The sequence below is a fragment of the Bifidobacterium lemurum genome, assembly GCF_014898175.1.
Taxonomy (GTDB): Bacteria; Actinomycetota; Actinomycetes; order Actinomycetales; family Bifidobacteriaceae; genus Bifidobacterium; species Bifidobacterium lemurum.
Genome location: NZ_CP062948.1, coordinates 2,244,516 through 2,268,481 on the forward strand (window position 1 = coordinate 2,244,516; position 23,966 = coordinate 2,268,481).

Here is a 23,966-nt window from a genome sequence, read left to right on the forward strand (position 1 = left end):
GGCCTTGGCGTCATCGACATGACGGTCCCTGCAGTGGTGGAATCCAGCGAAACCGTCTACCGCGGCGCCGTGTTCCGCATCGACGATATGACCATCGCGCTGACCGACCGGCGCGGCGGGCGTCATACGATCCGCCGCCAGGTGATGCGGCACGCGCCCTGCGTGGTCCTGCTGGTGCATGACACGGCCACCGACCGATACCTGCTCGAACGCGAATACCGCGCGGGCAGCGACCTGTTCGCCTACGGACTGCCCGCGGGACTGATGGACGGCGGCGAGGAACCGATGGCCGCGGCGATGCGCGAACTCGCCGAAGAGACCGGCGTGGTGCCGGACGAGCGCGAACTGAAGGTCGACCGCGTGGGCGCGTTCTACTCGTCCGAAGGCATGGCCGACGAACTGGCCCACATCATGGTGCTCCATCTGGGCGCGTGGCGTCAGGAGGAACGGCGGTTCGACGGCGACGAATACGTGGAATCGTCCTGGGTGAGCTGGCGTGATCTGCTCGCCACACGCGTCACCTCATCCAACGGCATGATCGCCATCCAACACGAAGCCCTACGCCGGCTACGCGACGCCTCCGCGCGCGCCGACGCCTCATACGACACCCACAACATTCCCGAACGGCCACGCCCGGCCGAGGAAGGTGCGATACTGGAATAATGCAAATCAGACCCGGCTCCATGTATCCGCTCGGCGCCAGCTACGACGGCGCCGGAGTGAACTTCGCCCTGTTCTCCCAGGTCGCGCAGAAAGTCGAACTCTGCCTGTTCGACGAGCACGACAACGAGACCCGCATCGAGATGACCGAGCAGAACTCGTACGTCTGGCACAACTATCTTCCCGGCATCCAGCCTGGCCAGCGCTACGGCTACCGCGTCTACGGCCCCTACGACCCCGCCCACGGACACCGGTGCAACCCGAACAAGCTGCTGCTCGACCCTTACGCGAAAGCCATCGAAGGCAACATCGACGGCGACGAAAGCCTGTTCTCCTACGACTTCTCCGACCCGGACAACGACGGTCTGATGAACGACATGGACTCCACCGCGCATACGATGAAGTCCGTGGTCGTCAACCCCTACTTCGATTGGGGCAACGACCAGCATCCCGGCATCCCCTACCACGATTCCGTGATCTACGAGGCGCATGTGCGCGGCCTGACCAACCTCAACCGCGACGTGCCGCCGGACATCCGCGGCACCTACGCCGGCCTCGCCTACCCGTCCGTCATCGAATACTTCAAACGACTGGGCGTCACCACCATCGAACTCATGCCCATCCACCAGTTCGTCAACGATTCCTTCCTGCAGGAGAAGGGCCTGAGCAACTACTGGGGATACAACACCATCGGATTCTTCGCCCCGCACAACACCTACTCCAGCTCCGGGCAGCGCGGCGAACAGGTCAACGAGTTCAAATCCATGGTCAAGGCCTACCATCGCGCCGGCATGGAGGTCATCCTCGACGTGGTGTACAACCACACCGCCGAAGGCAACCATATGGGGCCCACGCTGAGCTTCCGCGGCATCGACAACTCGGCCTACTACCGTCTCGTCGAAGGCGACCAGCGCCACTACTTCGACACGACCGGCACCGGCAACTCGCTGCTCATGCGCTCGCCGCACGCCCTGCAGCTCATCACCGACTCCCTGCGCTACTGGGTGACGGAGATGCATGTGGACGGCTTCCGCTTCGATCTGGCCGCCACGCTCGCCCGCCAGTTCCAGGAGGTCGACAAGCTCTCCGCATTCTTCGACATCGTCGAGCAGGATCCGGTCCTGAGCCGCGTCAAACTCATCGCCGAACCGTGGGATCTGGGATCCGGCGGCTATCAGGTGGGTGGCTTCCCTTCCAGCTGGTCGGAATGGAACGGACGCTACCGCGACACCGTGCGCGATTTCTGGCGCTCGCAGCCCTCCACCCTGCCCGAGTTCGCCAGCCGTCTGATGGGCAGCTCCGACCTGTACCAGATGAACGGACGCCGCCCGGTCGCGTCGGTGAACTTCATCACCGCGCACGACGGATTCACCATGAACGATCTGGTGAGCTACAACGACAAGCACAACATGGCCAACGGCGAGGGCAACCGCGACGGCGAAAGCAACAACCGCTCATGGAACTGCGGCGTCGAGGGACCCACCAACATCCATGACGTGAACGAACTGCGCGCCCGCCAGATGCGCAACATGTTCTCCACCCTGCTGTTCAGCCAAGGCATCCCCATGATCTGCGGCGGCGACGAGGTGGCGCGCACCCAGCAGGGCAACAACAACGCCTACTGCCAGGACAACGAGATCTCGTGGACCGACTGGAACGCCACGGAGGACAAGAAGGATCTGTTCGACTTCGTCTCGAAACTCATCCATCTTCGTCTCGACCATCCCGTGCTGCACCGCCGTCGCTTCTTCTCTGGGCGCGAACCCGGCGACGACTCCAACATGATCCCGCAGGTCGAATGGTTCGACCACACCGGCTCCATCATGGACCTGGAGGACTGGCAGAACACGCACGCGCTGTCGATGATGATCTACCTCAACGGTTCGGACATCCCCGAAACCGACTGGTACGGCAACCGGATGATCGACAACGACTTCATCCTCATCTTCAACGCGCACTACGAGCCGATCCAGTTCACCCTGCCGGAGGAACGCTACGGGCGCAAATGGAAGCTCATCATCGACACGAACAACCCCAAGGGGCCGGAACTCAACTATGAGGCCGGGTTCGCGATCACCGCGCAGTCGCGCAGCTTCATGATGCTCATGGGCAGCAAAAAGCCCGAGCAGAAGCAGGACTACTAGGCGACGACGCGGCGGCGGTTGTGGTGCTCGCCGCGTTTGCCGTGTTTTGTCGTGTTTGTCATGTTTGTCGTGTTCGTCACGTTCGGGATTGGGCACCCGACGTGTCGGACGATTCGTGAGGGCCGAACCGTAAGAGACGTTCTTGTGGTTCGGCCCTCACATGACTCGACATTGATTGATTATGCGGATGAGGCTACGGGCAAGGAGACTTGCCGCTTGTTTCGGGCGGTCGCGAACGGATCTCGTGCGGTTCCAAACGGTTTCGGGCGGTTCTATATCGTCTTGGGCGGTTACCAGTGTCCTCGGGCGGTTTTAAATAGCTTCGGGCGGTCTCAAACGGTTTGGGGCGGTTGCGGATCATTACGGGCGGTTACGCTACAGTGAAATCCGCCGTTATGGGACGGGCGAGAGCGAACCGGATTCGAAGAAAATGGCGGAATTTCAACGTTTTTGTCATGTGTGCAACATGAACGAGTCGTCTCCATCTCAGATGCCCAGCCGCCCGAAGCGATTTAAAACCGCCCGAGAACACTGAAAACCGCCCGAATCCATTGGGTGTGGCTCCGTTTAAAACGTGTTTCTTTCCGTAGCGGGAATTGCCGACGTGGGATGTCGTGTGGCGAGTCGTGTGTTGCCGGAGCTGAGGATGAAGGGAATCGGGCAACTGACAACCTCATCGAGGTGTGAACGCCCCGAACAATATGCCCGATGTGTGCCCGATGACGGAAACCCGAAGAAACAGAAAGCCAGAAACGTTGGAATTCCAACGGTTTCGGTCGGGCTGACAGGATTTGAACCTGCGACATCCTGCTCCCAAAGCAGGCGCGCTACCAAACTGCGCCACAGCCCGTTCGTGCCGCACCACGTACGGCACAAGGAACCATTGTAGCGGATGTTTGGACGAGGACACGGGTACAATGGACGACCGTCACCACCCGTATGCGGAAAGGAGAGGAAGCATGGGCCGTCATCAGCGCGTCGAAACCGCGGGCCTCATCTCCTTTCTGATCTGCGCGGTGGCCTCCTACGCGGCGATGAACATCTATCTCTCCTATGCGCCGGCCATCTGGCAGGTCACGCAACGCCGGTTCATGGTGTGTTCGGGCATCGTCGCGGCCTGCGGCGTCATCTCCTTCTGCGTCGGATACGCGCGCCAATCGCATTCCTGGAGTCTGAAGAACGGCTGGTTCACGCCGATCCGCCGGGTGTTCGAGATCCTCGCGCTGTCCGTCGTGTACGCGGCGACGATTTTCCTCTCGTCCTTCGCGCTGATCAACGCGGTGAACGAGATGATGGGAGTCACGATGTTCGCCGGCTACCTGCCCGCCGCATGCGCGGGATTCTCCGGCGTGGTCGGCTACATGACCTTCGTGCAGGCGGAGCTGATGAACGCGAAAACCATCGCCTCGCTGCTGCCGTTCTTCGTGATCTCCGGCGTATGCACGGCCGGACTGACCACCGACGATCCGGAATGGTACTACTGGAATTTCTCCCGGCTGGGGGACAGCACCACCTTCGCCGCGCGCATGTTCAACTCCACATTGATGCTCGCCGGCACCTGCGTGATCATCGTCAGCTACTTCGCCGTCTCCGAACTCATCACCACCGAACGTCTGCAACGCATGTGGCACCAGCGCCACCACCGCGACGCGGACGGCAAACCCGTCTGGGAGATCAAGCATTTCCGCGTGCGCATCGTCATCCTGTCGGTGCTGCTCACGCTCTCCGGACTGGCGTTCATCGGCATCGGCGTGTTTCGCTACACACCGCATAAAACGATTCATAACTTCTTCGCCAAAGGTCTGCCCGTGCTGATGCTGGTGCTGTTCCTGCTGCTGCCATGGCTGGCGCCACGCCTGTCGAAGGCGATGGCCGTGGTCTCCGACCTGAGTCTGCTCGTATGCGCGGGACTGTGGGCCAACATGATCATGGGGCACGACACGCTCACCAACGTCGAAGCCGTGGCGGGCATGCTGTTCCTCGGCTGGTTCATCGTGTTCTCGCGGCAGATCGCCGCCATCGAGGCCGACCGCGTCCAAGCGCAGCTGTTGCACGCGCAGGCCTTGGATGGCGGACTCAACGAGCCGGACGGCGTCGACGCCATCGAAGCCGTCGAGTCGCGCATCGCCTCCGACCGATGACTTTCCGCCATCCACATACCGCGACACCCCAGTGGATTCATGGAGGATGCGTTATAGTGAATAACGGCGTGTTTTCAAGGAAAACAGCCTAAAGATTACGTATGCGAGTGTCGAATCAGGGAGGGTGATGTGCGATACGGCAAGCAGGACGAGCTGATCAGCGAGGCGGATATCGAGGAGTTGTTCGCCAATCCGGTCATGCCCGCGTCTTTTGACCGACTCGTCGCGCCGAGACCCCTGCCGAAGCGACCATTGAAATGGCCGGTTTTCGTCGTGCCCGCGGCCATCGTGGTGATCGCGGCGCTGGTGTTCGTCATGGTGGTGCGGCCGTTCAGCTCCGTGCGTGCGGCGCATTACGCGCAGGCGTCGCAACTGACGTCAACGATGAGCGAAAGCTACGTGGAGACCTCGACCGCGTTCACCAACGCGTATTCGTTCCTGTACAGCAACGAGATCGATCCGACCACGGTCGACGCCACTGAGCTGACCTCGACGGTGAAGACCTTCGACGAGCAGGTGGACGACTTCGCCGACGCCCGCGCGATGAGCGATCAGGACGTGGCCAGCGCCTACGCCAATTTCCAACGCCAGGCCAAGCAATACGTCAAGCTGATGAACGCGCTCGCCGATTCCGCCGGCACGCTGGCGCAGTCCTCCGCGGTATGCGTGGAGACGCCGACGGTCGCCGAGGGGGATTCGGATTATTACGAGCAGTATGAGACCTATATCGCGAACTGCCGGTCGAATGTGGAGGCTCTGACGCAATCCGAAGCGTCCGTTCTTCAGGAATACGCGTCCACCACCGTGCAGAATCTGGATCAGATGACCTCGATCATCAACCAGATGCGAACGATCGGCGATTTCTCCACGGCGACCAGCGCCGAATATCAGGAACTTTCCGCGCTGGCGGACCAACTGATCGACCTTGACACCGGATACGGCGCGTTGAACGATTTCCAGGTCGATCTGCAACAGGCCGTGGAGAATGTGAACCCCATGGAGATGCTGCAGGAGCTGAACACCCTGCTGGGCGACAAATATCAGGAAAAGAGCGCATGACGGCGGGTCGACCGCCCGACCGACGACACAAACCGCGATCCCACGACGGAGGACCATATCGAGATGACGAGCAACGAGACTTCCCCTCATATCGCCGCAGACCTGTGGCCCGCGCCGCATCCCACGCGAGCATTGCAGGCCACCGTCACCATTCCCGGCAGCAAATCCCTGTCGAACCGCTACCTCATCCTCGCGGCGTTGGGAACGCGCCCTGTGACCCTGCGCGGGCTGCTGCGTTCACGCGACACCGATCTGATGATCGCCGCTCTGGAAACGCTGGGCGTGCGTTGCGAGGCCGACGCGGATGATCCGACCACCGTGCGCGTGGCCCCGCCCGATACGGGACTTTTCCACGGCGACGTCGACGTGTTCTGCGGATTGGCCGGCACTGTGATGCGTTTCGTGCCCGGTCTGGCGCTGTTCGCGGATGGTCTGGTGCGTTTCGACGGCGACGGGCAGGCGTATGCGCGTCCCATGCAGCCGGTGTTGGATGGTTTGGAGCAGTTGGGTGCGAAAGTGACCTACCATGGCGAGCATGGCCGTCTGCCGTTCACCATCACTCCGCCCGATTCTTCGGAGATGGAAGTAGCGGACGCAACGACGGCCCGGACCGTGTCCATCGACTCGTCCGGTTCCTCGCAGTTCATCTCCGGTCTGCTGCTGGTCGGCTCGCGTGTGCCGGGCGGGTTGGAGCTGCATCATACGGGGGAGAAGACGCCAAGCCTGCCGCATATCCGCATGACGGTGGCCGATTTGGCCGCGTCCGGCGTGGATGTCTCGGCCGACGAGACCGCACGCGTATGGAAGGTCGCTCCCGGAACCGTGCAGCTGCCGGATACGGTGGTGGTGGAACCCGACCTATCGAATGCGGTGCCTTTCCTCGGTGCGGCGCTGATCGCCGGGGGCACGGTGCGGGTGCCGAACTGGCCTGAGGAAACCACCCAGCCGGGCGGCCTGCTGCCGGGATATCTCGAACGCATGGGCGCTCAGGTGTCGTTCCCCGAGGAAGATGGCGTGCGGTACTGCGAAGTGACCTCCACCGGTACGATCCATGGTCTGGGAGATTTCGATCTGACCGCGGCGGGGGAGATCGCGCCTTCGCTGGCCGCGATTCTCGTGTTCGCCGACGCTCCGACGCGCATGCTCGGCATCGCGCATCTGCGCGGTCATGAGACCAACCGTTTGGAGGCTCTGGTCAACGAGATCACCCGCGTGGGCGGCACAGCGCGCGAGCTGGAGCAAGGATTGGAGATCACGCCGGTCTCGCCCGACGAGATGCACGCGGCGGTTATGGAAACCTACGCCGATCATCGCATGGCCACCTTCGCCGCGATGCTGGGCCTGCGTATCCCCGGCATCGAAGTGCGGGATGTGGCCACCACGCGCAAAACACTGCCCGATTTCGTGGGTATGTGGAACGCGCTGCTGGGCTGAAAACCACTGCCGACCTCAAGGAAATGAGTTTGGTGTGCCTGGCTGTCAGGTCTTACGCAGATAAAACGATTGATTCCTGAATTTGGTGTGCGAAATCGCCTTGACTGGGCGAAGCCGACACACCAAACTCGTTTTCACCCGATAGGGGTATGAAATCAATACAGGGAGGCCTCCCGCACTCGTGAGAGTGGGAGGCCTCCCTGTATTGCTAACGATCAGCGTGCGTCAGCGCGGACCGATCAGGCGGTCTTGTTGCCGTAGGTGTCCTCGCCGGCTTCCGCGATGGCGGCGGACTTGCGGGCGATGGCCAGCTCCTCGTTGGTCGGGATCACGGCGATGACGATGGAGGAATCCGGAGTGGAGATGATGCGCGGCTCCTTGGAACGGGTCGCGTTCTTCTCCAGATCCAGCTTCACGCCGAACGGGGCGAGCTTCTCGCACACGCGGGCGCGTACGATGTCGTCGTTCTCGCCGACGCCGGCGGTGAAGGTGATCACGTCCACGCCGCCCATCTGGGCGGTGTAGTTGCCGATGTAGCCGACGATGCGGTGCACGTAGACGTCGAGGGCCAGCTTGGCGTCCTCGTTGCCCTCTTCGATCTCGCGATGCACTTCGCGCAGATCGCCGTAGCCGGTCATGCCCATCATGCCGGAGCGCTTGTTGAACAGGGCGTCGAGCTCGTCCACGTTCATGTGGGCGTTGCGGATCAGGTGGAACACCACGGCCGGGTCGATGTCGCCGGTGCGGCCGCCCATCATCAGGCCCTCGAGCGGGGTCAGACCCATGGAGGTCTCGACCGGCTTGCCGGAGACCTCGGCGGAGGCGGAGGCGCCGTTGCCGATGTGCAGCACGATCTGCTTGAGACCCTCGGCCGGCTTGCCGACGATGTCGGGCACCACGGAGGAGATGAACTCGTGGGAGGTGCCGTGGGCGCCGTAGCGGCGGATGTGGTAGCGGTCGGCGATCTCCTTGTTCAGCGCGTAGGTGCTGGCGGCCTTGGGCAGCTGGAAGAAGAAGGAGGAATCGAACACGAAGACCTGCGGAACCTCGGGCAGGAGGGCGCGCATGACCTCGGCGCCCTTGGCCTCGGGGCCGTTGTGCAGCGGGGCCAGCACGGCCAGATCCTTGACCTGGTTGATGGTCTTGTCGGTCACGAGGGCCGGATCCGGGAAGATGGAACCGCCCTGCACCACACGGTGGCCGACGGCGACGATGCCGGCCTCGCCCAGGTTTGGGCCATACTCGTCGAAGAAGCCGAGCACGCGCTTGAGACCCTGCTCGTGATCGTGGATCGGCTCCTCGAGCTCGTGCTTCTCGCCGTTGTACTCGTGCTTGTAGTGGCCGTCGACCGGTTCGCCGATCTTCTCGACGAGGCCGGAAGCGAGACCTTCGCCGGTCTCGAGGTCAACCAGCTGGTACTTGATCGAGCTGGAGCCGGAATTGATGACAAGGACGGTTTTCGCCATTGTGGGCATCCTCCAAATTGTGATGTGTGATTTCCGCTGGAACACGGATTACCATGTCCCAGACTACTCTTTGCTTACTACATTTCTTTCTTTTTCATACGTTTCGAGTGGGTGGCGGAGCGTGTCTTTCGCCCGACCGTAAAGACTTGGCCAAGATGCTTCGCATCTTCGTCGCAGCACAGCTGCTCCCCTCGCCTACCGGCAGTCCACCGGACTGCCGGCTTAACGGCTCAGCCCGGAGCGTGTCGGGCGAAAGACACGCTCCGCCACCCACGGTCAACGTATTACTGCGCTTCGATGGCGGTCAGGGCGACGGTGTTGATGATGTCCTGGACGAGGGCGCCACGCGACAGATCGTTCACCGGGCGATTGAGACCCTGCAGCACCGGTCCGACGGCGACGGCGCCGGAGGAGCGCTGCACGGCCTTGTATCCGATGTTGCCCGCGCACAGGTCGGGGAACACGAACACGTTCACATGACCGGCCACGTCGTTGCCCTTGGCCTTGGATGCGGCGACGGTGGGGGACCAGGCGGCGTCGAACTGGATGGAGCCGACGACGGCGAGTTCGGGCGCCTTCTGCTTGACGATGGCGGTGGCCTCCTCGACGATGTCCACATCCGGACCCTTGCCGGAGCCGAGCGTGGAGTAGGAGAGCATGCCGACCTTCGGCTCGATGCCGAACGCGGCGGCCGTCTCGGCGGACTGGATGGCGATGTCGGCCAGCTGTTCGGCGTTCGGGTTGAGGTTGATCGCGCAGTCGGCGAACACGGCCACATGGTCCTTGAAGCACATGAGGAACGCGCCGGAGACGAGCGACTGGCCGGGCTTGGTCTTGATGACCTGCAGGGCGGGACGCACGGTGTTGGCGGTGGAGTTGATCGAGCCGGAGACCAGACCGTCGGCCTTGCCGAGCACCACCAGCATGGTGCCGAAGTAGCTGGCGTCGGTCAGGGTCTTGCGGGCCTGCTCCTCGGTCATGCCCTTCTTGGCGCGCAGCTCGCACAGTTTGGCGACCATCGGCTGCAGCACCTCCTCGTCGTCCATGGCCTGGAAGACGGCCTTGTCGAGGCTGCTCAGCCCGAGTTCGGCGCCGCGGGCGAGGATGGAGTCCTTGTCTCCCACGATGATCAGGTCCACGATATCGCGTTCGAGCAGATAATCGGCGGCCTTGATGATGCGGTCCTCTTCGCCTTCGGGCAGCACGATGGTCTTCTTGTCGGCCTTGGCTTTGCCCAGCAGGCTGTACTGGAAGGCGTACGGGGTGAGGGGAGCGTCGAAGTCGGCGTCGAGGGCGGCGAGCACCTCGGCGGCGGGCGCGTTCTCTGCGAACGCGGCGGAGGCCTTTTCGGCCGCGCCTTCCTCGTCGAAATCGACCTTCGGCATCACCCACACCGGAACATCGCCGGCGAGGGCCTCCTTGAGCGGCGCGACCTGGTCGGATTCGGCACCGGTGATGAACAGACCGAGCACCTTGGTGCCGGCCTTCTCGACGGTGGCGACGCAGGCGTCGACGGTGGCCTTGACCTGCTCGGGCGTGCGGTTGATGGTGCACACGGCGAGGAACACGGGAGACTTGAGATCGGCGGCCACGTCGGCGTTGAACGCGAACAGATCGGGATCGTTGATGGGGGACTTGTCGGTGCCGACGATCACCATCGCCTCGGCGTCGGACCCGGCCACGGCGGTCTCGTACGCGGCGACGATGTCGGCACGGGAACCATCCTTGTCGGCGCGGGCGCGCTTCGGGCACACGCCGACGGCCTGCTCACGGGACTGCCCCGCGTTGGCGGCGGCGAGCAGCGTGTCGGTGAAGGTCTCCTTCTTGCACACGGCCGGGCGGAACACGCCGGTCTTCTTGGCCGAGGCCAGGGCGTTGACGACGCCGAGGGCGACGACGTTGCGGCCGTTGGCGGCTTCGGGGCTGATGATGGTGACGCTGGTAAGACTCACGTTTTGTCTCCTCTGTTGCGAACTTCTGTGTGACCGCTTTGCTCACACCACTTGTCATTGTAGACCGCGCGTGTTCGCGCGCGCTGGGTGTCGCCATGAGTTGCGGTGTGTGCTGCGTCACAGTTCATAGGAAAAGGCCTTCCGGAAATATTTCCGGAAGGCCTTTTCCTATCGCTTAACCGAAGTCAGCTGGAGCGGATCACTCGTTGTCGCCGGCGGTGGCGGCGGTGGCGGTGACGGCGCCCTGCTTGTCGGTCTTCACGTCGGAGTACACCCAGTCGGTGTAATCCGGGTGGTCGTAGCCCTTCTCGACCGCGAACTCGAAGGCTTCCTGACGGAAGGCCTCAAGCTCGTCGATCTTGGCGGCGTACTTCTCGGCGTCGATCATGCGCAGAGCCTCGGCGACCAGTTCGTAACGATCGATGTTGTTCACGCGAACCATGTCGTACGGCGTGGTGGTGGAGCCCTGCTCCTCGTAGCCGTGGACATTGAAGTTGTCGTGGTTCGGACGATCGTAGATCAGGCCGCGCACGTCGCGGGCGTAGGAGTGGTACGCGAACAGGACCGGCTTGTCGGCGGTGAAGATCTCGGCGAACTCCTCGTCGGACAGGGCCTCGTCGTTCTCCTTGGCGGACTGCAGCTTGATGAGGTCCACCACGTTGACGACCTTGAACTTGACGCCCAGCTCGTTGAGCTTGTCGGCGGCGGCCATGATCTCCTGAGCGGGGACATCGCCGGCGGAGGCAAGAACGATCTCGGCTTCGTCGTTGGAGGCGACGGTGGAGGCCCACTTCCACTCGGCGGCACCCTTGGCGAGCTCCTCACGGGCCTCGTCCAGGGTCAGCCAGGTGGCGGCCGGCTGCTTGCCGGCGATGATCGCGTTGATCATGTTGGTGGACTTGTAGCACTTCTCGGCGACGGCCAGCAGCATGTTGGAATCCACCGGGAAGTAGATGCCGATGACGTGGTCGTTGTTGAAGCACTTGTTCAGCAGCACGGAGGTCACGCCCGGATCCTGGTGCGAGAAGCCGTTGTGATCCTGACGCCACACGTGCGAGGAGACCAGCAGGTTCATCGAGGAGATCGGCTTGCGCCACGGGATCTCGCGGACGGTGGCCTCGAGCCACTTGGCGTGCTGGTTGAGCATGGAGTCGATCACGTGCACGAAGGACTCGTAGGAGCTCCAGATGCCGTGACGGCCGGTGAGCAGGTAGGCCTCGAGGAAGCCTTCCATCTGATGCTCGGACAGCTGCTCGGTGACCTGGCCGGTGACGGCCATGTGCTCGTCGACCAGCTCGGAGAGGTAGCCGGCGTCCCACTGCTTGTTGGTCACCTCATAGGCGGCCTGCAGACGGTTGGAAGCGGTCTCGTCCGGTCCGAAGATGCGGAAGTCGTCCGGGTTGTTCTTGATGATGTCGCGGGTGTAGGTGCCCAGACGACGGGTGGCCTCGAGCTGGCCCCAGCCGTGGCCGAACTCCTTGACTTCCTTGACCTCGTAGGCGTCGAGCTCAGGCAGGACCAGATCCTTGCGGATCACGCCGCCGTTGGCGTTCGGGTTGGCACCGATACGCAGCTCGCCCTCCGGCATGAAGGCGGTCACGTCGGCCTTCACGGCGCCGTTGGCGTCGAACAGCTCTTCCGGCTTGTAGGACTCGAGCCAGTTCTTGAGGACCTCGAAGTGGGCCTCGGTATCGCGGGCGGAAGCCAGCGGCACCTGGTGCGAACGCCAGGAGCCCTCGGTCTTCTTGCCGTCGATGTACTTCGGGCAGGTCCAGCCCTTCGGGGTGCGGAAGATGATCATCGGGTAGAACGGACGATGCATGTCGTCGGTCTGGGCCGCGGCCTTGATGTCGCAGATCTCGTCGAAGACGGTCTCGAACAGCTCGGCGAAGCGACGGTGGATCGACATGTGATCCTCATCGTCGAAGCCGGCGACGAACTCGTAGGGCTCGTAACCCATGCCGTGGAAGAACTCGTGGAGCTCCTCGTCGGAGATGCGGGCCAGCAGGGTCGGGTTGGCGATCTTGTAGCCGTTGAGGTGCAGGATCGGCAGCACGATACCGTCGGTGCGCGGGTTCACGAGCTTGTTGGACTGCCAGCCGGTGGCCAGCGGGCCGGTCTCGGCCTCGCCGTCGCCGACGATGGCGGGCACGAAGAGGGACGGGTTGTTCATCACGGCGCCGTAGGCGTGGGACAGGGCGTAGCCCAGCTCGCCACCCTCGTGGATGGAGCCCGGGGTCTCCGGAGCGTAGTGGGAGGGGATGCCGCCCGGGTAGGAGAACTGGCGGAAGAACTTCTGCAGGCCAGCCTCATCCTTGGTGATCTTCGGGAAGGTCTCCGTGTAGGTGCCGTCGAGGTAGGACTGCGACGTACCCGCCGGGCCGCCGTGGCCCGGGCCCATGATGATCACGGTGTTCTGGCCGTGGTCGGCGATGAGGCGGTTGATGTGGCCGATGAGGAAGTTCAGACCCGGGGTGGTGCCCCAGTGGCCGACGAGACGGTGCTTGACGTCTTCGCGGGTGAAGGGCTCCTTCATCAGCGGGTTGCTGCGAAGGTAGATCTGGCCGATGGACAGATAGTTCGAGGCGCGCCAGTACTTGTCAACGCCTTCCAGGGCTTCCTCGGAAACCGGGGTGTCCAGCTTCTTCCAGGGGGTGCCAATAACAGGATTCGTCATGTGTACTCCTGTACTCCTGCACTGTGTAGTGCTGTTGGTTATTATGGTTCGGTTGCGAGCCCTGAAACCGTGTGGTTTCGCGGATTCTCACTCCCAATCGCTCCCAATCGTACGGGGACAACACGACTTTTGGCAGTTTTTTTGCGTGTGTGTTCGAAAATGTTGCGCTTTCTGCGCATTTTGTGCGATTCGAGCGGATGATTGTCCATATTGGTTTTTGCCCTGAAGAGTGGAGAAATGGCTCTATAGCAACGAAAACAAGCTGTCGAACGCGTTTGTTCACGTTCGTTTCGAGATGTGAAGATTCGGCGTGTTGTGGTGCGGCTCGTATGGGTATTGTTCGTTTTGCGAACACGCGCGTCGCCTTTTATCGCCTTGTCGTGTTGGCCGACGATAATCGTTGGGTTACACCTTAAGAACCATCCCGATGAACGTTAGGGGAATACCAATGGCAAACGGTCCTGTGCTCGTCGTCGACTTCGGCGCCCAGTACGCCCAGCTCATCGCCCGCCGCGTGCGCGAGGCGAACGTCTACTCTGAGCTGGTGCCACACTCCATGCCCGTCGACGAGATGCTGGCCAAGGATCCGAAGGCGATCATCCTGTCCGGCGGCCCGGCCTCCGTGTTCGAGCCCGGCGCGCCGACCATCGACAGGAAGGTGTTCGACGCCGGCGTTCCCGTGCTCGGCATCTGCTACGGCTTCCAGGTCATGGCCCACGAGCTCGGCGGCGACGTCGACAAGGCCGCCCTCGGCGAATACGGCAAGACCCCGACCGCCATCGACAAGGCCGACGGTCTGCTCGCCGGGTCCCCGGCCGACCAGAACACGTGGATGAGCCACGGCGTGGCCGTCAAGCAGGCCCCCGAAGGCTTCGAGGTGCTCGCCCACACCGAGGGCGCGCCCGTCGCCGCCATGCAGGACCCCGCCCGCAAACTCTACGGCGTGCAATGGCATCCGGAGGTCAAGCACACCCCGCTCGGCCAGAAGCTCATCGAGACCTTCCTGCACGAATGTGCCGGATTGGGCGACGATTGGGACGCCTCCAGCATCATCGAGGACCAGGTCGCCAAGATCCGCGCCCAGGTCGGCGATGCCCAGGTCATCTGCGGCCTGAGCGGCGGCGTCGACTCCGCCGTGGCCGCCGCCCTCGTGCACAAGGCCATCGGCGACCAGCTCACCTGCGTGTTCGTGGACCATGGCCTGCTGCGCAAGGGCGAGGTCGAGCAGGTCAAGCACGACTTCGTCGAGGCCACCGGCATCAAGCTCATCGCCGTCGACGCGGCCGACGACTTCCTCGAGGCGTTGAAGGGCGTCTCCGAGCCCGAGCGCAAGCGCAAGATCATCGGCGAGAAGTTCATCCGCACCTTCGAGAAGGCGCAGCGTCAGGTCATCGCCGAGGCGGGGGAGAGCGGCAAAGAGGTCAAGTTCCTCGTGCAGGGCACCCTCTACCCGGACGTCGTCGAATCCGGCGGCGGCGACGGCGCGGCCAACATCAAAAGCCACCACAACGTCGGCGGCCTGCCCGACGATCTCAAGTTCGAACTCGTCGAGCCGCTGCGCACCCTCTTCAAGGACGAGGTGCGCGCCATCGGCACCGAACTCGGCCTGCCCGACGAGATGGTCTGGCGTCAGCCGTTCCCCGGCCCGGGCCTGGGCATCCGCATCATCGGCGAGGTCACCAAGGAACGTCTCGACCTGTTGCGCGAGGCCGACGCCATCGCCCGCGAGGAGCTTTCCAAGGCCGGTCTCGACCGCGACATCTGGCAGTGCCCGGTCGTGCTGCTGGCGGACGTCCACTCCGTCGGCGTGCAGGGCGACGAACGCACCTACGGCTCGCCGATCGTGCTGCGCCCCGTCAGCTCCGAGGACGCGATGACCGCCGACTGGTCGCGTCTGCCCTACGACGTGCTCGCCGCGATCTCCACGCGCATCACCAACGAATGCCGCCAGATCAACCGCGTCGTGCTGGACTGCACCTCCAAGCCCCCGGCAACCATCGAGTGGGAGTGACGAACATACGTTCGTGCTTCCGTATATTGGCGGATTGTCATTCAAAAGGACTGCGCTAACAGTTTTGCGCAGTCCTTTTGTTCGATGAAGATTCGGATTCTTGTGATTCGTTCATACTCGGTATGCCATTCCGCTTGCAGACGTGGGGCACTGCTTAAGAAAGGTTGGGACTTGCCGGTGTGCTATCGAGGCCAGAGGATAGGCAGTCCATCATGGTAGTCAAGCGTTCAATTATTCGCGCGATATCTTTTGGGTAATTACCTGTCAGGAGAGTTCCTTTGATTCTTTCGTACTTTTTCCCTTTGGCATGAGCCATGCAAGCTGATCGGATCTCTTGCAGATCTCGGAGAGGTTTGATATCGGCGTGGAGCCCCGATTCGAGTAACGTCGCCTCGAGCTTGTTGATTCCACCCGGTTTTCCCGAGCTGACTAAGACAGACTCGTCAATGTAGTCGATGCAATACTTGGTTAGGTTGAGGATAACGGTGTCGAATTCCTGTCTGCTGTTGCCTGCTGGGATCCGAATGAGTTTCTCCATGTCATCTTCGTCGTCATGAAATGGGCGGTATAGCGGGTGATTGAATCTTGCTGCCCAAGCATCGTTCAGTTTGCAGCGTGCGTCGAGGAATGCGGTGATGGGGCCCATGGGGGCATTGAATGAGCCGAGGATGTCTTGTGCCAATGCCGTCTCAGACGCATGTTGCCCGGCCGGCGAGATCTCGTGAGCCAAGAAGTACGCTCTCTCTTTTGCGGGCAGGTCCCTCCCAAGGTCTCCGAGGTAGACCATGACGCGCTCGGGAATGACGTTGTCTATCTCAACTCCCCACTGTGTTCCGCATGAGAGACGACGCTCTGTCACCTTATAATGTGGATCGTCTCGATAACGATTGAGCACGTCGGGGCTAAAGTACACTGGTGTCAGGTACTGCGGTGCATCGGGATTTGCACCGAAATAGTTTGCAAGCTTGCTGGGGTCGCAGGAGAATCGCTCGAGGGTCCCATCGGGAAGCTCCCTAATCGCAAACTCAGGGAAATGCTCGGTGATTTCCTTATCATAAGGCCAAATCTTACAAGTACTGACATCCCCAGGGCGCACGACGCTGCGGGCATATAGCATTGAAAACAGGTAGTCGCGCTCTTTTGTGCTTTGATAGCTTATTTCATAATGGGTTGAGTCGCATTGACGGCTTTCGCTGCAAATATGTTCAGCGTTCATGGGGTAGCTTGGCTTTGAGGAACGCCTGGAGTCGACGAATTGCACATAAAGCACCTGTCTCGCCGCTATGTAGCGCATGAGATAGCTTGTTTTGAATCTGACTGTATCTCCATCGACGTCGACGACCTTCTCTTTGCGCCCACTTTCATCGAGTGCATAATAGCAACCATCTTCTTCGCGAAACAGATTGAACAGAAAAACGAACTCTTGACTTATATGAAGTTGTTTGCTTTCCAGAACGTGGAAGTAGATTTCTTTGACGAGGAAATCATAGTCGTCTTCCATACCGTTTTCGTAGTAGGTGTTGTTGCCCGTTATGTAAAATCCGGGGCTGAAGTCGCTGGCATGACGAAGCCAGTCGGTTCCTTCGAGAATTGTATTCTCAAGCTCAGTGTTTGCCAGACACGAGAATATGGCTGGGTTGGAATATAAATCCTTCTTGATCTGATACACGGTCGTCCATGTATCGCAAAAGGGGTTCATCACAAGTTGAACGACATCAATTTGTCTGAAATACGACTCATCGAGTTCGAGATTGTTGATTATCTGGATAACCTTGCCTTGACTGCCTGCCATGGGATTCCTTCGCGTAGCCGTTGCGACTAGCTTACCCAGCTTCATTGTCATTATTCTCTGATCGTTGATTTTGTATACGTGGGGCTTGTGAGAAGGAATCGTTGTCTCGTCTTGACGAAACGTCTCTTTCAGAGCCTTTCTTGTGATTTCTCTCGTTCCTTTGACTTACGATCCTTGGTGAATCGGACGTATCCAGAAGCTATTCTGGCCATAATCTGGACAGGGTGATAGCGCGGCCAGATAGTGTCCAGAATAAAACGGAACGTCCGTTGGAAGGTACGCTTGAAAATATATCCGAGTAGATGAGGGTTTAAATGTCGAGTTCAAGTGGCGCGGTTCCCATCCCGGCAGAGCATGTTTGAGATGAGGGAGCTCCCGCTTTATATGATTTCAAACCTTGGGATAGAGGGCGAGGCTGACGTGACAACCAGAGCGAAAATCAAGATTTCGGACGATATTGAGCTCCGTGAAATGTTGGACGATGAATACGAGGGATCCTCTCAAGTGAAACTATGTAAATACGCCCTTGCACTGGCAACGCATATATTGGTGACCGTCGACTACAACGACATAAATAATCCGGTTATTAAAACGGGTACTCCGCTAATGAGAACTGGCGAACGGTAAGGCTCATATGCATGATGTGAGGCAGGTAGGATTTCAAATACACCTGTTGGCGAAGAACGGTCAGGATGTGGTTGTTCGGACGGCATTGCGGGTGGTGGGATACGCTGTCGCTACTGGGCATATGCCAGAACATGCATTGGCGGCTTCGGATTACGCAATAAAAGTAATCAATCTTCTGTTCCCAGGTAATGTCAATGCCGTCAGGCAGGAAAGGCTGTGGCAAATAGAAAGATTAAGAGGCGTGGAGTGATGCGCCTTATTCGGGGAAGACGGGAACGGTCCTTCTTTTATGATCAGAATCGTCCGCCTGCGTTCGTGTCTTCTGTTAAGCGAGACTTCTCTTTAAAAAAGCTGCCCATTCGCTCTAGATTTCCCGATGGGGAAGCGGACACCCCTATACTATTGTCCGTCGAGTATATCTGTGCCGTAACAGCGGGTGCCTCTGACATGTTGCGGTACAAGTAGAGAAGAAAGGGCAACCACGGCCGAGGTGATTTCCGTCATTGAACGACAATGAACTCCGCCTGAAAAATGTGGAGAAATACAAAAATACGTCCTTATTAATGTGATTTATTCCTATAATAAGGACGTGTTTTCATATTGAGAGGAGTGCGGTATGGAGCGATCCCTTATGCAGGAGCTTGTCGGTTGGAAGGACAGTCCGCGCCGGAAACCCCTTATCCTGAATGGCGCGCGTCAGGTGGGCAAGACGTGGCTGCTCAAGCGCTTCGGATCGGAGTGTTTCGAGAACGTCGCCTACGTGAGTCTCGATAACGACGCGCTTGCCCGAAGCTATTTTGATCCCGATTTCGACGTGCGTCGCATCATCTCGTCGCTTTCACTCCAGCTTAATGTCGACATTCAGCCGAATAAGACGCTTATCGTCCTCGATGAGATCCAGTCGTGCCCCAAGGCCATAACATCGCTCAAGTACTTCTGCGAGGATGCGTCGGAATATGCCGTGGCGGCTGCTGGGTCACTTTTGGGCATTTCCGCGAACGAGGGTACCGGCTTTCCTGTGGGTAAGGTGGATACGTTCGATCTTGGCCCCATGACGCTTCTCGAATTCATGGAAGCGACGGGGGAGGGGCGTTTCGTTGACCTTGTGCGCTCGGGGGATACCATCCTCATGAACCCCTTCAAGGACCGAATCTCCGAGATTCTCAAACGCTACTATGTCGTCGGTGGAATGCCCGGCGTGGTCTCGGTGTTCGCGGAAAACGGTGACTACCGTGAAGTGCGTATTCTGCAGAGCCAGATCCTTGCCGATTATGAACGTGACTTCGCGAAGCACGTCCCTGCGAGGCTCCTACCGCGTATGATGCTCGTCTGGGAGTCAATCCCGCGTCACCTTTCTCAAGAGAACAAGAAGTTCGTCTTCGGACAAGTGCGCAAAGGGGCCCGCGCGAGCGACTTCGAGGAGGTGCTTGTCTGGCTCGCCCAAGCGGGGCTCATCACCAAGGCTCCTCGTGTCGACAAGCCGGGGCTCCCGCTTTCCGCGTATACCGACAGTAAGGCGTTTAAGGTGTTTCTTGTCGATGTGGGACTTCTGGGAGCGATGAGTGGTCTTGCGCCCGAGACGGTGCTCGAAGGTGATCGGGTCTACACGGAGTTCAAAGGCGCCTTGACGGAGCAGTACGTGTGCCAGCAGCTCGTGGCGTTGGGCCTCAGAGTGTTTTACTGGTCGGCAGAAAACTCGAGCGGTGAGATTGACTTCCTGACTCAGTCCGATGGTGCCGTGTATCCCATCGAGGTCAAGGCCGAGGAAAACCTCCATTCCAAGAGCCTTCGCGCTTTTGCCAAAAAGTACGAGGATATGCGATGCCGCAGGTTTAGCCTCGCTGGTTTCCGTGACGAGGGCTGGATGAGGAACGTTCCGCTGTGGGCGATCGGATGTGCGGACAACTGGCTGTAGTGGGGTTGTCTTAATCGGAACAAACGCGCGGTCGGGAACAGGAATCAGGGCGGGAGAAAACGCCGCTGACGTTTCATATACGTTTCATATTGCCGGGATAGCCTGCGTGCAGTGTGTGCGGATATCAGGTTGAGATATGCCGCAGAAGGACGCGTATAAGGAGTGCGGCAATGGTGAAACGAGCGTGGCTGTATATCACAAGGAAGAGGATCAAGACGTTGGTTTTGCTTCTGGTGCTGTTCGTGATGGGAACGTCGCTGATCAGCGCGCTGGCCATTCAAAAGGCGGCGGCGGTCTCGGAGGAGCAGATGCTGGAACGGATCGGCTCGGGATTCACGATTTCCAACAATCTGCAATACAACTTGGGCACAAGCCGGGGCGAGGGCACCGTGCCGGCGCAGGCGATTGACGCGATCTGCGAGGTGGAGGGCGTCACGAAGTGCCTGAAGCGGATGAACGGCATCGCCGACATGGAGAACGCGAAGCTGGTCCCGCTTTCCGGGGCGACGGGCTGGTCGGAGTCACAGGAATACGAACGGGTGCTGGCCTTCACCGGGGAAAACGATTCCTCCCTGGACAAGAATTTCACAGGAGGCGTTCTCAAGCTGGAACAGGGGCGGCATCTGCGCGAAGGGGACCGCAATAAGATGCTGGTGCACGAAACCTTCGCCAAGCAAAACGGGTTGAATATCGGCGACGTGCTGACCTTGTCGCCCAGCGCATATGATCAGGAGAACGACAACCAGTCCGGACGGTCGGTGGACGTGGAGATCGTCGGACTGTTCTCGGGAACCAACCCGATAGCTCCGACCATGCGGGAGGAGATGTGCGAGAACACCGTATTCAGCGATCTCGATACGGTCAAGCAGCTGTATGCATATGAGGAGGGCGAGGAGATCTATCAGGACGCGACCTTCTACACATCGAGCGTCTCCGCTACACCGGAGATCATGAACAAAGCGAAGAAGCTGGACGTGGATTGGAAATCCTATGAATTGACGCAAAACGGAAGCGATTATGTGGCGCTCGGCGAGTCCGTCGAGACGCTGGGCAGGATGATCCGCCTGATGCTGGGCGGGAGCATTATCGTCGGAATCGTCGTATTGTCCTTCTTCCTCGTCATGTGGGTGCAGGGACGGAAAAAGGAGATGGGAATCCTGATCTCCATAGGCGTCTCGAAGGGGAAAATCGCAGGACAGCTGTTGTGCGAGACGTTGCTCATCGGAGTGGTGGGACTGGGACTGTCCTACTTCGGCGGGCAGGCGATCGCAAAGTCGGTCGGAGCGTTTTTCCTGGAACGGGTATCCCAGGAAAGTGTGGCCAACTTGAATAACGGACTTGGCGGTATGCTGGGAGCGGATCTGGAATCGGCCGCCACTGCGCAGACGATAGACCATCTTGACGTTATGATCGGAAACGAGGAGGTTATCGCTCTCTTCGTGATCGGTTTGGTCGTGATTATGGTGGCGGTCGCCGTCTCCGTCATACCGATTCTAAGAAAGCAGCCGAAAGAGATTCTGACGCAGATGAGTTGAGAGAGGGGCAGCGCGGAATGAGAATTTTGATCGTGGAAGACGAGGCGCCGATCAGAGAGGGAATCAGCGAATTTCTGCAAAGCCAGGACTATGAGGTGGCGGAAGCCTCGGACGGCATGGAAGGACTGGAGGTTTTTCGCAAATTCCAGCCGGATCTCGTGATCCTCGACATTATGATGCCGAGGATGGGCGGGCTCGCCATGCTGAAGGAGATTCGAAAAACAAGCCGCTTGCCGGTGCTGGTCCTGACGGCGATGAGTGATGAGAAAACCCAGGTGGTGAGCTTCGACGCCCTGGCGGATGACTTTATCAGCAAGCCGTTCTCCCTGCTCATTTTGAAGAAACGAGTGGAGGCGCTGCTGCGCAGAAGCGGTAAATCCGAATCCGTGTGGACATGCGGAGAGGCGAAAGTCGATTTCGATGGATTCCAAGCCTGGTATCAGGGTGAGGAGGCGGATCTGAAACCGAAGGAGATCCGCCTGCTGAAATATCTGGTGGAGCATAAAGGACAGGTGCTGAGCAGACAGCAGATGTTGGATCAGCTGTGGGATGTGGAGGAGGCGCCGTTCGACAGAGTGATCGATGTCTATATTAAAAATTTGAGGAAAAAACTGCATCTGGAATGCATCACGACAGTGAAGGGAGTCGGATATAAAGTCCAGTGAGAAAAAGTACAAGGATCTGTTTCGAAAAACATTTCTTTGGGTTCTGCTTCTGTTCGGATGCATCATCGCGGTGGTGCATCTGGCTTTTTACGTCCTGTTTCCGGTCTTTTACACGCAGCAGATACGGACGGGACTGGACCGCGATGTGGCGGTCATAGGGGAGATGCTGCGGACAAGCGACCGGGAGACGGGCGAGGAATTTCTCCGGACCTATGCGAAGAGGAACCAGCTGGGCGTGCTTGCGGAATTCGATGGTGAGACGGTGTCCTTTCAGGAGGGGACGATCGCCGTTCTGGATTTTCTGGACTCCGGAGAAGAGCTGTCCGTGCAGGGGAGCGGAGAGGTCGAGACGATCCTGACCGCGCATGGGGAGGAAGAACTGACGGACGGAACGGCCGTGCGGTTCCAGGTTATGGAAAGCACGGCGCCGGTGAAGGAGGCGGGACGGATCACGCGTCTTGTGCTTCCTGTGACGGTTCTGCTGTCGCTGGCGATATCGTTCGCGTTCTCATGGCTGTATTCCAGAAAGGTGACCCGACCGGTGCTCGCCATGATGGAGGAAACAAGGGAGATGAAGGTGAATTTCCTCCGCAGCGCATCCCATGATCTGAAGACGCCGCTGGCGGCGCAGCGGATTCTTCTGGAAAACATGCTTTTGGGCGTGGGGAAATACCAGGATCGGGATAAGTACTTGGAAGAGGCGATCAAGCAGGTGGATCAGCTTACCGACATGGTGAAGGAGATTCTTGATACCTCCAGAATGTCGGAGATCTATCAGGAGACGAGCCGCGTTTCCATTACGGGAAAGCTCCATTCCATGGTGAAGGATCAGGAAATGCGGATCCAGCGGAAAGGGCTTGAGGTGGAACTTAAGCTTCCGGAACGCTATAACGTCACCATGAACGAGACGCTCGCCGACTGCATACTTGGAAATCTCATCGACAATGCGGTGAAATACTGCGACGATGGCGGACGCGTGGAGATCTCGTTGGAGGGGGACGACCTGCGGATCTACAATTCCTGCGTGCCGCTTCAGGAGGAGGAGCTGGAACAGATCTTTGAGGCCTTTTACCGACCGGAATATTCGAGGCATACGCATGCGGAGGGGAACGGTCTCGGACTCTATATGGTAAGGGAAGGATTGAGGCTCTCGGAGATCCCCTATACCTTCCAAGCGGAAGAGGACGGCATGTGTTTTCGGATGAATTTAAAAACGGTTCGGAATTCATATAGGTTTCATATACGCAAGTTAGCGTTCATATCGGAATACAGCAAGGAGACAAGTGTATGACGGTATGGAGGCAAGCCTGGTGCTATGTTGCCAGGAAACGGGAGAAAACCGTGGTCGTGGCGGCGATACTGGTCACGATCATGGTTTTGCTCAGCGCGGTTCTGACCATGCGACATGAGGAGTCCAGCAGTCGTTTGGAATCCGGGCAAGGCGTGCAGCGTTTTTCGACTCAAGTGGACATGACGCAAGTCGAGACGGTCAAGGCCGTGGAAGAGGCGAGCAGTACGATGCAGTCCCTCCTCCAGATCATGGTGCTGGTCCTGGTCGTCATGAGCGTCGTCGTCGTGTCGTGTCTGTTGTTTTTCCGAATTCGAGAGAGAAAGTATGAGATCGGCATTCTCATTTCGATAGGAAGAGGAAAAGGCCGAATCGTGGCGCAGCTTGCGGTGGAGATGCTCTATCTGATGGGGATGGCGATTCTCCCGGCATTGATTGTGAGCGTGGGCCTGTTGAAACTGTTGGGCTATGGAATTCACCCGATATGTTTTCTGGAAGCGATCGGCATTTGGCTCGGGACGGTATTGGTGTCCCTCGTCGTGTCCGCTCTGGGAATCATGACCAAAAACGCGAAAACGATTTTGACGCAAATCGATTAGG

The 23,966-nt window shown here is 59.5% G+C and carries 16 protein-coding genes and 1 tRNA gene; 12 read left to right on the forward strand and 5 right to left on the reverse strand.

From position 1 onward, the window contains the following. Positions 1 to 18: 18 nt before the first annotated feature. Together BL8807_RS08685 and glgX are read left to right on the forward strand one after the other, a co-directional pair. Complete coding sequence (locus BL8807_RS08685) at positions 19 to 663, forward strand: NUDIX hydrolase (protein ID WP_226847528.1); 645 nt, start codon at positions 19 to 21, stop codon at positions 661 to 663. 20 nt (positions 664 to 683) lie between these two features. Then, entirely contained in the window at positions 684 to 2,804 is a 2,121-nt protein-coding gene (gene glgX, locus BL8807_RS08690) for a glycogen debranching protein GlgX (RefSeq protein WP_072724150.1), read from the forward strand. Positions 2,805 to 3,580: 776 nt separating this feature from the next. Here the strand turns inward: glgX and BL8807_RS08695 are convergent. Then, positions 3,581 to 3,654 (reverse strand) — tRNA-Pro (locus BL8807_RS08695). A gap of 109 nt (positions 3,655 to 3,763) precedes the next feature. On the opposite strand from BL8807_RS08695, the gene BL8807_RS08700 reads away from it, so the two are divergent. The 3 genes from BL8807_RS08700 (at position 3,764) to aroA (ending at position 7,438) form a co-directional block, all read left to right on the forward strand. Then, a complete protein-coding gene (locus tag BL8807_RS08700; RefSeq protein ID WP_072724125.1) occupies positions 3,764 to 4,945 on the forward strand; it encodes an ABC transporter permease in 1,182 nt (393 codons plus the stop codon). A 129-nt stretch (positions 4,946 to 5,074) separates the two neighbouring features. Continuing rightward, positions 5,075 to 6,004, forward strand: coding sequence for a hypothetical protein (locus BL8807_RS08705; RefSeq protein WP_072724127.1), 930 nt, complete (start codon positions 5,075 to 5,077; stop codon positions 6,002 to 6,004). Positions 6,005 to 6,067: 63 nt separating this feature from the next. After that, a complete protein-coding gene (gene aroA / locus BL8807_RS08710) occupies positions 6,068 to 7,438 on the forward strand; it encodes a 3-phosphoshikimate 1-carboxyvinyltransferase (protein ID WP_072724129.1) in 1,371 nt (456 codons plus the stop codon). A gap of 239 nt (positions 7,439 to 7,677) precedes the next feature. Here aroA and BL8807_RS08715 read toward each other — a convergent pair whose 3' ends face one another. From BL8807_RS08715 to BL8807_RS08725, 3 genes are all read right to left on the reverse strand, one after another. Continuing rightward, positions 7,678 to 8,904: an acetate/propionate family kinase gene (locus tag BL8807_RS08715; RefSeq protein WP_072724131.1), complete on the reverse strand. Its 1,227-nt coding sequence runs from the start codon at positions 8,902 to 8,904 to the stop codon at positions 7,678 to 7,680. Positions 8,905 to 9,188: 284 nt separating this feature from the next. Continuing rightward, positions 9,189 to 10,856: a phosphate acetyltransferase gene (gene pta, locus BL8807_RS08720; protein ID WP_072724154.1), complete on the reverse strand. Its 1,668-nt coding sequence runs from the start codon at positions 10,854 to 10,856 to the stop codon at positions 9,189 to 9,191. A gap of 199 nt (positions 10,857 to 11,055) precedes the next feature. After that, positions 11,056 to 13,533, reverse strand: a complete 2,478-nt coding sequence (locus BL8807_RS08725; protein WP_072724156.1) for a phosphoketolase — start codon at positions 13,531 to 13,533, stop codon at positions 11,056 to 11,058. 448 nt (positions 13,534 to 13,981) lie between these two features. On the opposite strand from BL8807_RS08725, the gene guaA reads away from it, so the two are divergent. Continuing rightward, positions 13,982 to 15,544: a glutamine-hydrolyzing GMP synthase gene (gene guaA / locus BL8807_RS08730; RefSeq protein WP_072724158.1), complete on the forward strand. Its 1,563-nt coding sequence runs from the start codon at positions 13,982 to 13,984 to the stop codon at positions 15,542 to 15,544. 154 nt (positions 15,545 to 15,698) lie between these two features. On the opposite strand, the gene BL8807_RS08735 is transcribed toward guaA, so the two are convergent. Then, positions 15,699 to 17,336: a hypothetical protein gene (locus BL8807_RS08735; protein WP_072724160.1), complete on the reverse strand. Its 1,638-nt coding sequence runs from the start codon at positions 17,334 to 17,336 to the stop codon at positions 15,699 to 15,701. Between the two features lie 613 nt (positions 17,337 to 17,949). Between BL8807_RS08735 and BL8807_RS12030 the strand changes: the two genes are divergently transcribed. The 6 genes from BL8807_RS12030 (at position 17,950) to BL8807_RS08765 (ending at position 23,965) form a co-directional block, all read left to right on the forward strand. Then, positions 17,950 to 18,213 (forward strand): putative immunity protein, encoded by a 264-nt coding sequence (locus BL8807_RS12030; protein ID WP_338022518.1) that lies wholly within the window; start codon positions 17,950 to 17,952, stop codon positions 18,211 to 18,213. Between the two features lie 381 nt (positions 18,214 to 18,594). Further along, complete coding sequence (locus tag BL8807_RS08745) at positions 18,595 to 19,878, forward strand: ATP-binding protein (protein WP_205408846.1); 1,284 nt, start codon at positions 18,595 to 18,597, stop codon at positions 19,876 to 19,878. A gap of 170 nt (positions 19,879 to 20,048) precedes the next feature. Beyond that, positions 20,049 to 21,413 carry an ABC transporter permease gene (locus BL8807_RS08750; RefSeq protein WP_072724164.1) on the forward strand — a complete coding sequence of 455 codons (1,365 nt, stop codon included), beginning with the start codon at positions 20,049 to 20,051 and terminating at the stop codon, positions 21,411 to 21,413. A 17-nt stretch (positions 21,414 to 21,430) separates the two neighbouring features. After that, the gene (locus tag BL8807_RS08755; protein ID WP_072724166.1) at positions 21,431 to 22,078 is read left to right on the forward strand and encodes a response regulator transcription factor; all 648 of its coding nucleotides are present in this window, start codon (positions 21,431 to 21,433) and stop codon (positions 22,076 to 22,078) included. A gap of 70 nt (positions 22,079 to 22,148) precedes the next feature. Then, entirely contained in the window at positions 22,149 to 23,369 is a 1,221-nt protein-coding gene (locus BL8807_RS08760) for a sensor histidine kinase (RefSeq protein ID WP_072724168.1), read from the forward strand. Continuing rightward, the gene (locus BL8807_RS08765; protein ID WP_072724171.1) at positions 23,366 to 23,965 is read left to right on the forward strand and encodes an ABC transporter permease; all 600 of its coding nucleotides are present in this window, start codon (positions 23,366 to 23,368) and stop codon (positions 23,963 to 23,965) included. The genes BL8807_RS08760 and BL8807_RS08765 overlap by 4 nt, the downstream gene beginning before the upstream one ends. The last annotated feature ends 1 nt before the right edge of the window (position 23,966 follow it).